The sequence below is a fragment of the Wolbachia endosymbiont (group A) of Barypeithes pellucidus genome, from assembly GCF_964030885.1.
Taxonomy (GTDB): domain Bacteria; phylum Pseudomonadota; class Alphaproteobacteria; order Rickettsiales; family Anaplasmataceae; genus Wolbachia.
In genome coordinates this window covers 749,232-763,288 of sequence record NZ_OZ034985.1, presented here as the reverse complement: position 1 = coordinate 763,288, position 14,057 = coordinate 749,232, and the positions used below count along the sequence as shown (strand labels likewise).

At 35.2% G+C, this 14,057-nt stretch carries 14 protein-coding genes and 2 pseudogenes; 2 read left to right on the top strand and 14 right to left on the bottom strand.

Translation table 11 applies throughout. From position 1 onward, the window contains the following. Nucleotides 1-683 precede the first annotated feature (683 nt). On the top strand, nucleotides 684-2,561 hold the full coding sequence (locus ACQH1X_RS03980; RefSeq protein WP_425386620.1) for a TomO hydrophobic C-terminal domain-containing protein: 1,878 nt from the start codon (nucleotides 684-686) through the stop codon (nucleotides 2,559-2,561). A 321-nt stretch (nucleotides 2,562-2,882) separates the two neighbouring features. On the opposite strand, the gene ACQH1X_RS03975 is transcribed toward ACQH1X_RS03980, so the two are convergent. The 11 genes and pseudogenes from ACQH1X_RS03975 to ACQH1X_RS03925 form a co-directional block, all read right to left on the bottom strand. Further along, nucleotides 2,883-3,926, bottom strand: coding sequence for an ATP-binding protein (locus tag ACQH1X_RS03975; RefSeq protein ID WP_425386619.1), 1,044 nt, complete (start codon nucleotides 3,924-3,926; stop codon nucleotides 2,883-2,885). Between the two features lie 670 nt (nucleotides 3,927-4,596). Beyond that, nucleotides 4,597-6,090 (bottom strand): recombinase family protein, encoded by a 1,494-nt coding sequence (locus ACQH1X_RS03970; protein ID WP_425386618.1) that lies wholly within the window; start codon nucleotides 6,088-6,090, stop codon nucleotides 4,597-4,599. Nucleotides 6,091-6,100: 10 nt separating this feature from the next. Beyond that, nucleotides 6,101-6,544, bottom strand: a complete 444-nt coding sequence (locus tag ACQH1X_RS03965) for a DUF2924 domain-containing protein (RefSeq protein WP_425386617.1) — start codon at nucleotides 6,542-6,544, stop codon at nucleotides 6,101-6,103. Nucleotides 6,545-6,551: 7 nt separating this feature from the next. Beyond that, the gene (locus ACQH1X_RS03960; protein ID WP_425386616.1) at nucleotides 6,552-7,118 is read right to left on the bottom strand and encodes an ankyrin repeat domain-containing protein; all 567 of its coding nucleotides are present in this window, start codon (nucleotides 7,116-7,118) and stop codon (nucleotides 6,552-6,554) included. 177 nt (nucleotides 7,119-7,295) lie between these two features. After that, a complete protein-coding gene (locus ACQH1X_RS03955; protein WP_425386615.1) occupies nucleotides 7,296-7,853 on the bottom strand; it encodes an ankyrin repeat domain-containing protein in 558 nt (185 codons plus the stop codon). Nucleotides 7,854-8,021: 168 nt separating this feature from the next. After that, nucleotides 8,022-9,182, bottom strand: coding sequence for a phage tail protein (locus ACQH1X_RS03950; protein WP_425386614.1), 1,161 nt, complete (start codon nucleotides 9,180-9,182; stop codon nucleotides 8,022-8,024). Then, entirely contained in the window at nucleotides 9,182-9,997 is an 816-nt protein-coding gene (locus ACQH1X_RS03945; RefSeq protein WP_425386613.1) for a baseplate assembly protein, read from the bottom strand. The genes ACQH1X_RS03950 and ACQH1X_RS03945 overlap by 1 nt, the downstream gene beginning before the upstream one ends. A 2-nt stretch (nucleotides 9,998-9,999) precedes the next feature. After that, a complete protein-coding gene (locus tag ACQH1X_RS03940; protein ID WP_341814689.1) occupies nucleotides 10,000-10,335 on the bottom strand; it encodes a GPW/gp25 family protein in 336 nt (111 codons plus the stop codon). A gap of 5 nt (nucleotides 10,336-10,340) precedes the next feature. Beyond that, nucleotides 10,341-10,595 carry a PAAR domain-containing protein gene (locus ACQH1X_RS03935; protein ID WP_425386612.1) on the bottom strand — a complete coding sequence of 85 codons (255 nt, stop codon included), beginning with the start codon at nucleotides 10,593-10,595 and terminating at the stop codon, nucleotides 10,341-10,343. Nucleotides 10,596-10,598: 3 nt separating this feature from the next. Continuing rightward, nucleotides 10,599-11,063, bottom strand: coding sequence for a phage baseplate assembly protein V (locus ACQH1X_RS03930; RefSeq protein WP_425386611.1), 465 nt, complete (start codon nucleotides 11,061-11,063; stop codon nucleotides 10,599-10,601). Further along, nucleotides 11,050-11,310: pseudogene (locus ACQH1X_RS03925) on the bottom strand (hypothetical protein); the annotation flags it as partial. The pseudogene ACQH1X_RS03925 and the gene ACQH1X_RS03930, both read right to left, overlap by 14 nt. A 252-nt stretch (nucleotides 11,311-11,562) precedes the next feature. Between ACQH1X_RS03925 and ACQH1X_RS03920 the strand changes: the two are divergent. Continuing rightward, on the top strand, nucleotides 11,563-12,582 hold the full coding sequence (locus tag ACQH1X_RS03920) for an IS110 family transposase (RefSeq protein WP_425386610.1): 1,020 nt from the start codon (nucleotides 11,563-11,565) through the stop codon (nucleotides 12,580-12,582). A gap of 359 nt (nucleotides 12,583-12,941) precedes the next feature. Here ACQH1X_RS03920 and ACQH1X_RS03915 read toward each other — a convergent pair. The 3 genes and pseudogenes from ACQH1X_RS03915 to ACQH1X_RS03905 form a co-directional block, all read right to left on the bottom strand. Then, a pseudogene (locus ACQH1X_RS03915) lies at nucleotides 12,942-13,172 on the bottom strand (hypothetical protein); the annotation flags it as partial. After that, nucleotides 13,159-13,668: a phage tail protein gene (locus tag ACQH1X_RS03910; protein ID WP_425386609.1), complete on the bottom strand. Its 510-nt coding sequence runs from the start codon at nucleotides 13,666-13,668 to the stop codon at nucleotides 13,159-13,161. The gene ACQH1X_RS03910 and the pseudogene ACQH1X_RS03915, both read right to left, overlap by 14 nt. Then, complete coding sequence (locus ACQH1X_RS03905) at nucleotides 13,669-13,974, bottom strand: head-tail joining protein (protein ID WP_425386608.1); 306 nt, start codon at nucleotides 13,972-13,974, stop codon at nucleotides 13,669-13,671. Between the last annotated feature and the right edge of the window lie 83 nt (nucleotides 13,975-14,057).

The following is a 14,057-nucleotide window of genomic DNA, read 5'->3' as shown; positions in this document are numbered from 1 at the left end:
TAAATTAAAGCTTTTAAAAAAGTAATACAGTGAATATAATAAAATAAATGTATAAGTTGCACGTGAGAGTTTATGACTATTGACCATTACGGAGTATTAGCAATGAGTAAGGATGTTAATAAGGAAGCTATTTTCTATGGAGCAGTGGGAGCAACTTTCTGTTTATTCTGCTGAAGTGGCTCCATGCAGCTTTGCTGTAAAAACTTCAGCAGCTTTTGCACTCCTTTAAAGCATAATCCATCATATTCTTATAATAGTGATATTAAATATAGATGGTGGTTCTCAATTTTGTTGATCTATAGTAAAATCAGTTCAAACTCGCAGTTGTAAGAAATTTTTTCACCTACAGCTAATCGACGAAAGATTTCTCTAGAAAGGATAAATGAAGTATAAAATGGCTTTAAAAAAGGTAGAAAAATGTCAAAGTCATATAGTGAAGATTTGAGAGAACGTGCTTTGAAAGTAGTAGACAAAAAATGACTATGAGCAAGATGTTCAAAATTGATAGAAAAACAATATATTGATGAAGGAAAAGAAACAAGAAACATAAAACCATCTTCAGGCTATCAAAAGGCACATAGTCTTAAAATCAAAGATTTATTCTGAAACCATACTCAATTTTACTTGATGTAATCGTTATTTAGTGATACACTAATTAAATAGGTTTGAGGTGAATAAACATTATGTTAGGAAACACAATTATTGATGGCGGTGGTCAACAAGCTAATTTTGATTTATCAAGGAATAGTCTAGCCTTTATTTCTTGCTCTAGCCAGGATGATAAATCGCTAGGACAAGTAGTACAGTCTATTATTGGCAAAGTTGACTCTAATAAAATCGCAAAAATTAGCGAGTTCTTCTCAGGAAGAGATGGCAAAGAAGGTTGGTATGATAATATAGGAATACGCTTCTCATTATTTGATTTATGTTCTGAGAATGATGATAGCGGTAACAGCAGAAATAAGCCTATAGTTAAGGTTCAAGATGAAGGTTCAGCATTTTCTAATGAATTAAAAGAAATGTTTGAATTAATAAGTAAAAAAAATAGAGATGTACTCTACATTAGAAGGCGTCCTGTAGAACAAGGGCAACATGAAAATCACTGGGTTGTTTTCTACTTTTTTGTAGATCAGAATAAAAAAAATATATTATTTGTAGATGCTCAGAATCCAGCTATAGGTGAGAAAAATAGCTTTAGAGATTGTATTAATGACTTCTTAACCCAACAAGATTGTAATCTATATGTTTCAAACACTCAATTTCAAAAGGATGACTACTCGTGCGGTCTTATAGCATCTGAAATAGCAAGAATGCTCTGGAATGATCATGAAGGAGTAAAAAAAGTTTTATCTCAATATACACCAATAAATAGAGAAAAAGTTGAACTTGCCTCTCTAATGGGTAATAAGTTTGAACAGTTAACTAATCTTTGTTCAACAAAGGGATCTATTAATTACGGTAAGATAAATAAAGAGTTTAATGCTGCTAGCATCAGAACAGCACACTTTGCAACGGCATTGTATATTAGTCTAGAAAGATTGGTCGACATAAGTATCCAAGATATAAAGGAGTCGATTGAAAAAATTAGGTCATGTTTTATTAATAATCTCGATAATGTTGCTTCGTTTAATGAGCAAATAAAAAAAATATCTCAAGGAGAACGTGAAATGCCGAAAACTCAAAAACTTAAAAGTCCTCAAGAAACTACTACGGGTAGCTCTGATGTAAAAGCAAATCTCTATCCTGTTCAGCAGAAAGTAAGTGATGATATTCACACAACTGAAAGCTCAGAGCATGAAAACAATGATAGTCAAAAACAAAACGCTTCATCTTTAAGGCAGTTAGAAAATACTCTTCAAAATCAAGATCTTGAGAGTGAATCATTTCTAAAAGAAGAATTAAGACAAGAGGTGTTTGCACTCAAAGGCACGAATTTGACACTTCAAGCTCAACTTGCAAAAAGAGGAAAGCGTATTCAAGAGCTAGAGCAAGAGGTTGAAAACCTTAATTGCCAAGAAGCTCAGCTTAAGGAAGAAATAGATTCAGCTATAGCTCAAAAATTGGAACAAGAAGAAAGCTTTGAACAAGCACAACAGGAGATTAATAACTTAAATGATAAACTCGAAAGAGAGCTAAAACTACATCACGACACAGCTTATAAGGCTCTTGATCAAATGAGTAAATACAAAGCTCAGCTTATAAAAAGAGGAGAAGAACTGAGTGATTTAAGAAAGAGTGCTCAACAAATGGAGCAAGTGATTGAAGCTCTTGAAAGAGAGCTGAATGAAGCAGAGCAAAAAAATTTGAGCCAACAAAGAACCATCAGTGATCAGAGTAGAAAACATAGTAACTATGCTTCTGCTGCTTTTGTAATAGCTGGAGTGTTTGCTGTTGGTACAAGTTTAACAATACCTTATTTAGCAATATGTTTCACACTTGCTGTAGCTGCATCGATTTCTCTCATAGTAGGAGGTTGCTATTTATATAAAGCAAATACAGCACTTAGTGATGTTGGAATTGATCAAATAAATGATTTTAATCCTCCATCTGTGGAAGTTTAAAATAGCCAAAGTTGAAAAAGGATAGAGGTCAAGTTAGAGATTTTTCTAAAGATTGACATTTATGGTGGGAAGAGGCAACTTTCTCCACTTAGATGATGTTGTTGCCACGTTAAGTTTGACTTGTGTTATTTTTTTTGCTATTGGTTAATTTGCATAGGTTAAAGGTAAGTTAGGTGGCATTAAAAGGTACATCCAGTGTAATAGTTTAGACTCAATCTGACAAACCAGTTGTAATAACCTCTATGAATCACACATTTAATTTTTATGTTAATAACGTAGATAAAGAGGATTTTTCTTTCTGTGACTAAAATGAAGCTGACATTATCTACCTCTTCCTTGTCCTGGATTTAGCTTGTGAAACGCATGTTTGAAATCTTCCTCGCTAACCACCGTAACCTGCCTTTTTAAAATAGCATGCTTTCTTGCTTCATTTACTAATTGCTCTAACTTAGCTCCAGAATAGTCTTCTGTCTTTTCTGCAATACCTTTAAGTAGCCTCTTATCAATTTTTATATTTTTGGTATAAAGCTCCAATATCTTTTGTCTCGCTTCCACATTTGGATTAGGTATATGAACTATTTGACCTAAACGTCCAGGTCTAATAAGTGCTGGATCTATCTCATCAACTAGGTTAGTTGCACCAATTACTATTATGTCTTTTCTGCTCTTAAATCCATCTATTTCAGTTAGTAACTGTGTTAAGCTCTCTCGACAGTGGTAAGCTGAGTTATTAGCGGTACTTCTTTTCTGAGCAACTGCATCTATTTCATCTATAAAAATTATACAAGGAGAATATTTTCTTGCTACTTTAAAAAGCTCACGTACAACATGTGCACCATGACCAATATATACTCCAATGAGTTCCGGACCTGAGATACTTATAAAATTCATGTTTGATTCACCTGCAATTGCACGAGCGATAAGTGTTTTGCCATTTCCAGGAGGGCCATGTAATATATAATCTTTTTGTAAGTTAATACGTTCACTTCTCAACATTCTACGCACTTCTTCTGTCATTTTATTACAGCAAGTAACCTCCAACTCTTGTCTTAAGGAATCATCAATTATAACATCTTTAAGTGTTGTTTTATTATCTGAATTAGCTAATTCTATCTCTATAGGTAGCTCTACTTCCTTCATTTTACTAAGCACTTGATCATATATAAACCAAGCGATAAAAAAGAAAACAGTGAGTAATACATAAGGCATAGTTTCACTAACATAATTTGCAGCCAGCTCACATCCTTTACTGAGCAACATTGTATGCATATAGGCAAACAAAAGAGCAATAGAGACCATGATTGCTATGCATAGTAAACAGATAGCAATTCTTTTTAGTAATTCTGAAATTTCAATTTTTTTCATCTTGGTACCTTAATATCAAGTTTAAACTAAGAATAACTTTGTCTAGCCTATTTATTTTGACTTGATCTAAAGAATTAAGTACTTTACTAAGCTCTAGAAAAAATGTACTCTCACACTGCCCTGAATTTTACCACAAATTCATAAAAAAAACAAGATTTTGTTGTTAAGTCTATTTATAGTTAGCACCTTGTATATGATCAAGATACGTCTGGAGTAGTATACAGTATTATTAAGGTAGAGCTTAGTGTTTACATCTGTTGCCATATATTCTTTAGAGAAGGTTTAATAAATCACGCTCTGCAAATTATAGCCCTTTTTACAATAACCCGATAATAACATAATGCTACCCTCATTGCTTACAACAGCTATAAAGATGTTTTTATCCTCGTTCAGACTATTATAAGAAGGGCTTATATATGTTGACTTTTTGATACTTACAGAAATTTTTCCTCCGATCTACTATTAAAGTATGCAGCTAAAATTGGATACATTTTCTACCATTGTCGTATCTAGTCTGTTAAAATCTTCAATATTTATATTGATATCTTCGCATAATTAGGTGTCAGCTTTTGTAACATTGACTTACATCAATCTCAACACCTTTTAGCATGGCCCTTTGTAGCAGCTCCTTCTTGCACATACTCTTTCTGTTGCTTTTGTAATTAAGATGCTAAGCTGAAAACCTCTTTATCTGCTCACTCCAAAGCATCGGTATTTCTCTCAAATCCACTAACTTCAAGCTCCTTGGTTGTCTCCCATTTATTACATCTTCTTTAATTTTTGGTGCTAAATAATTCAGCCTTAAAATTTGTTGTATACGTCTTGTACCTATATTAACTTTAGCACTCAGTTCTTTTATACTCGCATATTTCCCTTCCTCTAGCTGCCGTTTCCACAGATGGGCTCTCACCACTGCTTTCAGTAGCGCATTGTTTGTTTTTCCTTCTGGTTCCACTACTGTGCATTTGTTTCCTTTCTTCTTCAAATTCATTGCTATAAATGTCTCCTCTGATTCAGAACATACTTCTACTCCTTCCTCTCTTACCCACACTACCTTTACTAATTTTTTCACCACTTCTTTCTGTTCTCTGAAACTTAAATTTTCCCATTTTTCTTTTTTTGCCCCTTTTTCCCAATTCTCATATAAGCATTCCGCTCTCTTCATTACTTCTTTTTCCACTTCTCCTGCTACTACGGTTCGATTTATTGATCCACAATCTTTTCCTCTTAAATGGTTATTGCATATATAATATCGATACCTTTTATTTTCTTTTTTTGAGTATGTCAGCGTCATGTTTACTTTGCAGCATCTGCATCTTATCATCCCCTTTAGCAGCGCTTCCTCATATTTTACTCCTCGATACGGCTGATTCTTTATCAATTCTTGTGCTTTTTGCCATTTTTCTTCTTCTATTATTGCTTCATGTTTTCCCTCATATTGCTTCTCATAATGCCGTATTTTTCCCATATATATCGGATTTGTTATTATCCTCCTTACCGTGGCCTTTTTAAAGATATCTGATTTTGCTTTCGTTCGGTACCCTTGGCTATTTAACTCTCTTGCTAATCCTGCCATTGACTTCAGCTCCATATACCTCTCAAATATATGCTTTATTACTTTTGCTTCTTTTTCATTTATTATTAATTCCTTCTCTTTTACATCATACCCTAGTGGCACATTCCCTCCCATCCATAGACCCTCTTCCTTCGATGTTGCTATTTTATTTTTTACTCTCTCTACTATCATTTCTCTTTCTAGCTGTGCCGCCCCTGATAGCACTGTTTGTACAAATTTTCCCATTGGTGTGTTGTTATCAAATATTTGCGTCACTGCTACAAAACTTATCCGGTGCCTTCTAAAAAATGACGTTACTTCTATGCAGTCCTTTGTTTCTCTTGATAACCTATCTAGCGTATACACTACCACACAGTCCACTTCTCCGGCTTTTACATCTTCAAATAATTCCTTTATCGCTGGTCTATTTAAATTACTTCCTGAATAGCCTCCATCATCGTACTTTTTTGCCAATGCTACCCACCCTTCTCGACTTTTTATGTATTTTTCACATGCTACCCTCTGCGCATCTAAACTATTAAACTTCTGCTCTAGCCCGTCCTCATTTGATTTTCTCGTATATATCGCACACCTCACCTCTTTTAGCATTTTCTCCCCCTCAACTTACCTTTTTATCACGCATCCCAAATAATAAAGGACCGTTGTAGCTCATTCCCATTATTTTTCCGGCTACCGCTGATAATGACGTATAAAACTCTTCTCGGTAGATTAAACCAGTATCTGTTACCATTACCGCATGCGTTTCCTCACCTCTTTCTAGTATCAACTCCGTTCCCTCCACTGGCAGTTTATCGCTACTTATCCTTTTTCCCTTCTCTAGTCGATCTGCCAGGTATTCTAGTCTTTTTGACCCTTTTTTCGACATTTCTCCATATTCTTTCTCCTGTATCCTATACGCCAATCTTGGTATCAAATATTTCTTTGAATATCTAGGTGCCTCTTCCCCAAATACCTTTTTCCATATTTTTTTCAGTTCTACCAACTTTTTTCCCTCTAATGATAAAACTTCCCTTTTTTCCATAATTACCTCTTTCTTAGCCATAGCCCTTCTAAATTTTCACAAGCTCTTCCTTTGCCACTATCACACCTGCTGCCGTACTTTCCGATACAACCCTTATTCTTTCTATAAACTCCCTCTGTTTATTTGCCATTTTTACGTTCTCTAACACTTCTTTTATCTCTTTATAATTTCTCGCATAATCCATTGGGGTTTTGCCATATTTATCCTTTTGCTCTATATTTGCTCCCGCTTTTACTAGTTCTTCTACTATTTTTACCTCACTGACCATGCATGCCAGGTGTAACGCGGCAAATTTGCTACTTCGTTCCACTGTGTTTACATCGGCTCCTGCTTTTATCAGCTCTTTTGTATTTTCTACACGTTGCCCCATCACTGCTAGGTGTAGTGGTCTATATTTCCCGGCATCTGCTGCATCTACATCTGCTCCCTTTTTGATTAATAACCTCACTTTTTTTGGATCTGGCATTCCCACCGCGTAATGTAGTATCGTCCTCCCTTTTGTGTCTTTTTTATTAATATTTTCTATTGAGTTATCTAATACCTCTTTCCATGACTTATTAAATTCTTCTCTTTCTTTCTTACTAAATTTTACCATAACGTTCCTCAGCTATTAATGTAATATAAAGTGGCTCCAATTTGACTCACTTCAGCGCTTAGCAAATCTTGTTTGTTTACTAGCTACTTTTTCACTTAGGGCTGTTTTAGCATAAAAAGCAAGTTTTTTTTTGCAAAATATACAAATTTTTTCCACATATTATATTAAGATATAAATCTATATCTTTAATTTATTAAAAAATAGCTCTTTTATTATCTCCTCAGTCTTTGCCATATATGCTAGATCTATTGGTGTATATCCTTTTTGGTCTCTCGCATTTACATCACCTCCCGCTTCTAATATTGCTCTCACGTTCCCTATTTCCCTCATAAATACCGCACTATGCAATGGCGTTCTTCCTATGTAGTTCCCAGTATTAACATTTGACCCCGCTTTTATTAACTCCCTTACTGTCTTTTCACAACTCATTAAGCTCGCACTATGTAATGCCGTATATCCTCCATCGTCTATAGCATTTACATTTGCTCCTCCTTCTATCAGTACTTTTACATTCTCTACCTTTCCATAAAATGCTGCTAGGTGTAATGGTCTGTCTCCGCTATTATTTTCTATATTTATTTCTGCTCCTTTTTCTATTAGTAACTTTATTACTTTTTCATCTGAAAGATGTGCTGCTAGATGCAACACCGTATCTCCATTTATGTCTTTTTCATCTATTTTTTTAAATGAATTCTCCTTTAATTTCTCCAGTCTTTTGTTTAAATTGAACAGCATATATACCTCACAAAATTCGCTTATTTAACGTCAGATAAACTTTTTATATTTACCTGCTACTATTTAAGTTATGTCTGTTTTAGTATAAAAAGGCAAGTCTTTTTTTTGTTTATTTCACACACTTTTACCGAATGTTAATGTAATATATGAAGATATAAATATAAGTATTTAGCGTATTAAACATATGACCTGTTTCTCTTCCCAACTTCTGTTCAAATGTCGATGTTCGTGCCACGTTAGTACACCTGGGTAAAACACTAAAATGTAATTTTCCGGTTCATGTATTGAATCCTTTTGCTCTGAATTTAAATCGCTTTCAAAATGAACATTGTGTTCTGCTAAACCAAATCTTATAACTTTCTGGTTGGTAAAATCTTCTACCTTGTAGTGGTGAGTAACGCTAAACCTTTCTAAAATTGGCTTGTATTTTAAATTCCACAGTTGTTCAGATAGTTTGCTACTTCCTAGTAAAAATTTACTTCCTTTTTCTTCCACACTACCAACTGGAAAACACGCGTTTATTTCTCCTAAGTTCCAGCTATCTGATAATACTATCTGCGCTTTAGCAAACTTAATTGCCGGTAATAAGCTCTGTGGTAGCGGATATAACGTTTTTAAATTATTCCACTGATGACTTCTTTCATAAATACCGTTATAATTCTTTGTGTGAGGCTCGGTTTCTCCAAGTATTGCTACATCCAAGCGATATATGTCATTGCTTAAAGCTCGTTCATAATGATCGCGTAGATAGTTTTCTATAATCCTAATAACTGGACCATGAGACCTGAAAAAATTTACTCTCCCAAATGATAACACTGGTCCATCTTTTTCGATCTTTGTACCAGAATAGTCTGATAATAAGCTGCCAAAAAAACTCTCATCTAAAATGAACCTGCCAATATTGTAGTGATCATTAAAAATCCTCATTAGCCGTGATCTTGCAGGTAATGATAGTTTTGCAAGCTCTACAACTGCATCGACGAAGAAGTCGTTTGGTACGTCTCTTATCCCTATCTGTAATTCAAAGAAATGTTTTCCTGGAGGTTCCTCAATAATTGTAATATCATCTATACTTGCCCATTTTAATGCTATTTTCAGTGCTTCTGGTGTGCCACGCAGTCTTTGAAATTTTATTCCTTCTTTTATCGCCTTTCCTTTGTCTTTTACCCAACGCAGAATCTCTTCTAGACCATATTCCTCTACTATCCATGGCAATATTTCATCTTTAGGATTAAACTTAAATCCCCTTATCCTGCTTGGATCAACTTTGTAATCGATAGCCTCTACTATGGCTCTTTCTTCTTTTGTGCTATTAGGTGGAAGTAACATTAGCTTTTGCCCATTAATTCGATTTCTAGCTTGCCTAAACAAACGCACTCATTCCCCAGTACCACAACATCCTCTCTTGGCTCGATTAATTCTACGTTTTCTACTCCTTCCATAAACAAATTAGCTATAATCCACGATCTTGTCACCTTCCATCCTAATCTTTTTGTTGATTCAAATTTTTCTATAAATCTCTTCTTCACTGTTTCAACAATATCTGGTCTTTTAATGCTAATTCTGCTGTGGATATTTATTTCAATAATATTGCAACCAACTACTGTTATCGTATCTGTCAATACCCTTATATCATCCCTGGTGACTCGCTTTCTTACAATATCAAGTAGTTCTTCAGACGCTATGCCATTTGTGGATAACTTTGTTGATAAAATCGAGATCTCCACACTTCCTGGCACTTTTGATTCAACCAGCGCATCCTTTACTCTACTATCTGCTGAGAGTGCTTGAAACCGATAATGCTCTTTACTTCCTCCTGTGCTCCATCCTATTATTTTTGCTTTGATTCTTTTCCTAAAACGTTCATCTTTTTCCCCGTTCTCTCTTTCCCTTTCGACTCCATAAAACTCAGCTAAATTATCAAGTTCTTCTCCACTTGCAAACTTCAGTAAGTTGCTCCTTGCTGCTTCGTTTATTCTTTCTCTGAGCAAAAGTTCTCGCCATGCTGCTACCTCTAAAATCTTTATTGCTGGATCACTTTCTACTAATGCCGTAAAACTTTCATCACGACTTACTAATTCTTCTTTCATCCGAGAAAAAATCTCCTCAAAGTTCAGTGGTTCGATAATAGTTGGCTGCTCCATCTTTATACCACAACCCCGTCAAAGCGAATATTTTTTCCACTTGGCAAGTACAATCCTTCTAGATCAATCGTTACTTTCCCTTCTTTTACTTCTGTGATTTTTACTTTTTCTAACTTAAATCTCTTTTCCCATTTTTCCAAAGCTTCCGCTGTTGCTGCGTAAATTTCTAGTGTAAAATCACGATTTACTGGCTTATCCACTAATTCAAACAATCTCGATCCATATTTCCTACGCATGATTCTGCTGCCTATCGGAGTGGTCAGTATATCAATTATTGATTGTTTCAGATGGTCTAAACCTTCCAGTTCCTTCCCACTAGTAGCACTCATACCACGCATCTTTTTTACCCTGCAAATACATTTTTGCTATCACCCATCACATGAAAACCACACGATACCAAGTCACCTGTTCTCGTTACCCCAATACCATTCACAAATACGCTGTTTGAACCTTGTGTTAGTTTCTCACCTAGAGTTAAGATATCTCCTTTTCGACAAACAGATCTACCATTTACAAATACGTTTTCACTTCCACTCATACAAACATGTGCTGATATTCCACTGCAATAATCTCCTACACAAACGATTGCTTTACCCATATGCTAGTTTAGATCTATTCTTTTTGCTTTGAGTTTTATTCCCTTTTTTGTCATTTCTATACTTGATTCCCCAACTTTTAGCGTTATTTTATCTACTACATCTATCTCTAAATGATGTTTATCTTTATCGTATGTAAACTTTGTTCCATCTTGAAATTTTACACTATTTATTTCCTTTTTATTCTCCGGAGGGGGATATTTCTCCTGATATATTGCAGGTAACACCACCCCTAATGACAACTCTCCAAATGGCGATAATACCATTACCTGCTCATCAATATCTGGGGAAAACCAACTTCTATCTTCTCCTGCTCTTGCCGTTACCCATGGAAGCCAATCGGTTATAAATTCTCCTATTTTTACCCGCACTCTTGCTTTTTCATAGTCTACTTCTTTAACTAGACCTATACGAATAATGTTCGCTAGCCTTCTATTTAGCTCTGCAATAGCAAAATTATGGTCCAACATACACTTTTCCTATCTCGATAGTATGTGGCGTAACTCCGCCTGAAAATATTGACTTGCCTACATGGACTTCATGCACCCATTCAACCATCCACACTAGATATGCATCTAATTCTGGTCTAAAATCATCTCCTCCTGCTGATATAAATTCACCTGCTGAAACATTTTCCACGTCCCAAGTATTTTTATTCACAACTCTTGCAACTTCTGTTGCTAATTCTCTCACAACTATCGAGATGATATGAATTGTTATTGCTTGGCTGGAAGCATGAGAAGATAATAACTTCTCAGAGTGGATAGGTGGCAGGTTGAAAGGATTCATGAGGCCCTATTTTGCTTTTATATGCAATAATGGGATTAGACCTCGTTATCGAGATTAACCGCCCCTGCCACCGAAAACCATCGTGCGGCCCATAAAATTTGGTGACCGCGTATAGGAGGTTGGACCAACCGGTAATATTCTACTCTGATATTTTGTAGTATTCAATAAGAGGGAAAATTTATGCGTTACATAGGTGTTGATTTACATACTAATAGCTTTACTGTTTGCTACTTAGAAACAGGAAAGCAAGAATGTATTCGCACATTTCACTTACAGGACTTGGACAATTTCGTTGAAGGTCTTAAATCAGAAGATGAAATAGCTTTCGAAGCTACAGGTAATAGCTGTTTCTTTTATGATGCAGTGTCATCTTACGTCAAGCGCGCAGTGATAATTGCACCCTGGCAATTTGAAGTTATTCGCCGCTCTGTAAAGAAGACAGACAGGCATGATGCAAGAGCTATTGCTTTCTTTTTAAGCAAGGATATGTTGCCTGAAGCGAGATGTAAAAGCAAACAATGCCAGCAGTTAGCTTCTCTTCTTCGAACAAGAGAGCAGTTAGTGAAATCACAAGTATCTCTAATCAATAAAATGCACGGTCTTTTTAATTATCATGGGATAAAAATTAAGAAGGAAACGCTGACAACTAAAGCTGGATTTGAACGCTCTATTCAAAAACACAATTGGGATTATATAGAAAAGATAGAGATTGAAGTAATTAGCTATCAACTGGAAGCTATTCGAGAAAACCTCAAGAAGCTTAAAGAAGAAATTACCGCTTTTGCTAAACAACTTCCTGGGTTTAATAATATTATCAGTATTAAAGGTATTGGTGCAATTTCTGCAGCAGTTTTTATCACAACAATTGGCGATATTAATGATTTTAGCAATCCTGAAAAGCTCACTGCTTATTTCGGAGTTGTACCATCAGTTTCTCAATCTAATCAGCAATGTACTATTGGAAGAATCACCAAATATGGGCCAAAAATGGCACGAACTTCTTTAGTACAGTGTACCTGGGTCGCTATACGATATAGTCCTTACCTGAAAAGTTTTTACGAGCATGTGAAAAAGAAGCGTGGTTCTGCTAAGGCTATTATTGCAACTGCTAGAAAATTTCTAACAACCATTTTCTATACACTGAAAAGGAACTGGATTTTTGAAGATTTTACAAAATTTGAATTTTTTATTGAACAATAATTGTAAGGGAAAATATGATACCTTGATTTTTGTAAGCCAAATGAATATGTGCTTTAAGTGTATGTAGACGCACATATTCATTAGCTGTATTAATTTAAAAAATATTAATTAAAAACTTAGTATTTTTGTTGTCAATGAAACAACTTTTGATCGAATAAGATGGTACAGTAATAAATAAAAAATTGCATTAGAGCTGAATTTTACATCAGAAAATGTTTTGAGTAATACAAAAAATCATTATTGACTTTTATGCAATTGAGAGCTACCGATTTCTGACAGACATTTTCTACACACTTTAAAGATAACCGGGTTTTTAAAGATTTTACAAAATATGAAATTTCTTATTGACAACAATCATAGGAGGAATCCTCGACTGTTCCATCAACTACTATTCTCGCTTCAAATCTTGCTCTCAGTGCTAATTCCTCTGTTCCCGGATCTTTCCCTGGCTCTAAACTCACAAGCTCTACAAACACTGCTGGGGCTATTATTTCCCTTCTTATCGCTCTATACACTTCACATGTCTGTATCGCTGGTATCTCTTCCTTTAACTTATTACAGATTGCTGTATGTAAATTACTCCAAAACATCTATCTGCTGCTGAAAATATTTCTCAAATACTCTTTCTACTTCATTATCAACTAACTCTTTCATTGTTTCCCGAGCATGGGTGTTTATTTTAATTTCATCTATTGGCAAAGACGTGGTATACCTTCTTCTGAATATTCCTATATGACCATTTTTCATTGTTGCTATAAATGCTCCTTCATACGTACGGCTTCCTACCTTTGCTCCCATCTTTGTCTGTTTTATACTCCCAAGTTTTGCTACTCCTATCCACTGCGAACTAAGCTTTATTATAGACCACAAACGCTTTCTATTTGCTTTATCCACACTTAACTTTTTTCTCATTGCTTTTTTTGGTATTTGTTTTTCTTCGCTAACTTGTTTGACAGTTTGCGATCTTACCCATAGTGCTGTTTTGTTTAATGCCCTCACCGTCGCTTTTTCCACTTTCGCTTTCTCTGCATCTATGCTTTGCATAACTTTTTCTATGCTACCGGTCACTTCGATGTTAATACGCATCTACACCCCTGACGCTTGAATTTTCCAGATCATCCCAGAGTTATCTCTGAGTGGCGGTGTGTGTACTCTGTATCTACAACTACCTATAGAAAAAGTATCTCCCACCATTGGCTTTAATACATCAAACACACTTACTTCTAAAGTCAAAATTTCTCCTACAAATTGTCCTTCACCAATCCCGTATAATTTATCTGGTTGTTGCTTTAATATCTGCACCAGGTATGACTTATCCTTTGACTCATACAACGCTTGCTGCCCTAAATGTGTAAAACAATCTGCAAATAATCTTTTTATTTTTTCTTGCATACTTTACCTTTATGCACTAATCTCTACATGCACGCTAAGAAGGGGCATACTGGTAGAGCAGTTTCATACTTTGTAGTTGCTCT

Coding starts and splice junctions, on each gene's coding strand:
- ACQH1X_RS03980 (WP_425386620.1), top strand. CDS start 684: ATGTTAGGAAACACAATTATTGATGGCGGTGGTCAACAAGCTAATTTT.
- ACQH1X_RS03905 (WP_425386608.1), bottom strand. CDS start 13,974: ATGCAAGAAAAAATAAAAAGATTATTTGCAGATTGTTTTACACATTTA.
- ACQH1X_RS03955 (WP_425386615.1), bottom strand. CDS start 7,853: ATGCTGTTCAATTTAAACAAAAGACTGGAGAAATTAAAGGAGAATTCA.
- ACQH1X_RS03930 (WP_425386611.1), bottom strand. CDS start 11,063: ATGTTGGACCATAATTTTGCTATTGCAGAGCTAAATAGAAGGCTAGCG.
- ACQH1X_RS03945 (WP_425386613.1), bottom strand. CDS start 9,997: ATGGAGCAGCCAACTATTATCGAACCACTGAACTTTGAGGAGATTTTT.
- ACQH1X_RS03940 (WP_341814689.1), bottom strand. CDS start 10,335: ATGCGTGGTATGAGTGCTACTAGTGGGAAGGAACTGGAAGGTTTAGAC.
- ACQH1X_RS03970 (WP_425386618.1), bottom strand. CDS start 6,090: ATGCTAAAAGAGGTGAGGTGTGCGATATATACGAGAAAATCAAATGAG.
- ACQH1X_RS03910 (WP_425386609.1), bottom strand. CDS start 13,668: ATGCGTATTAACATCGAAGTGACCGGTAGCATAGAAAAAGTTATGCAA.
- ACQH1X_RS03960 (WP_425386616.1), bottom strand. CDS start 7,118: ATGGTAAAATTTAGTAAGAAAGAAAGAGAAGAATTTAATAAGTCATGG.
- ACQH1X_RS03920 (WP_425386610.1), top strand. CDS start 11,563: ATGCGTTACATAGGTGTTGATTTACATACTAATAGCTTTACTGTTTGC.
- ACQH1X_RS03950 (WP_425386614.1), bottom strand. CDS start 9,182: ATGTTACTTCCACCTAATAGCACAAAAGAAGAAAGAGCCATAGTAGAG.
- ACQH1X_RS03935 (WP_425386612.1), bottom strand. CDS start 10,595: ATGGGTAAAGCAATCGTTTGTGTAGGAGATTATTGCAGTGGAATATCA.
- ACQH1X_RS03975 (WP_425386619.1), bottom strand. CDS start 3,926: ATGAAAAAAATTGAAATTTCAGAATTACTAAAAAGAATTGCTATCTGT.
- ACQH1X_RS03965 (WP_425386617.1), bottom strand. CDS start 6,544: ATGGCTAAGAAAGAGGTAATTATGGAAAAAAGGGAAGTTTTATCATTA.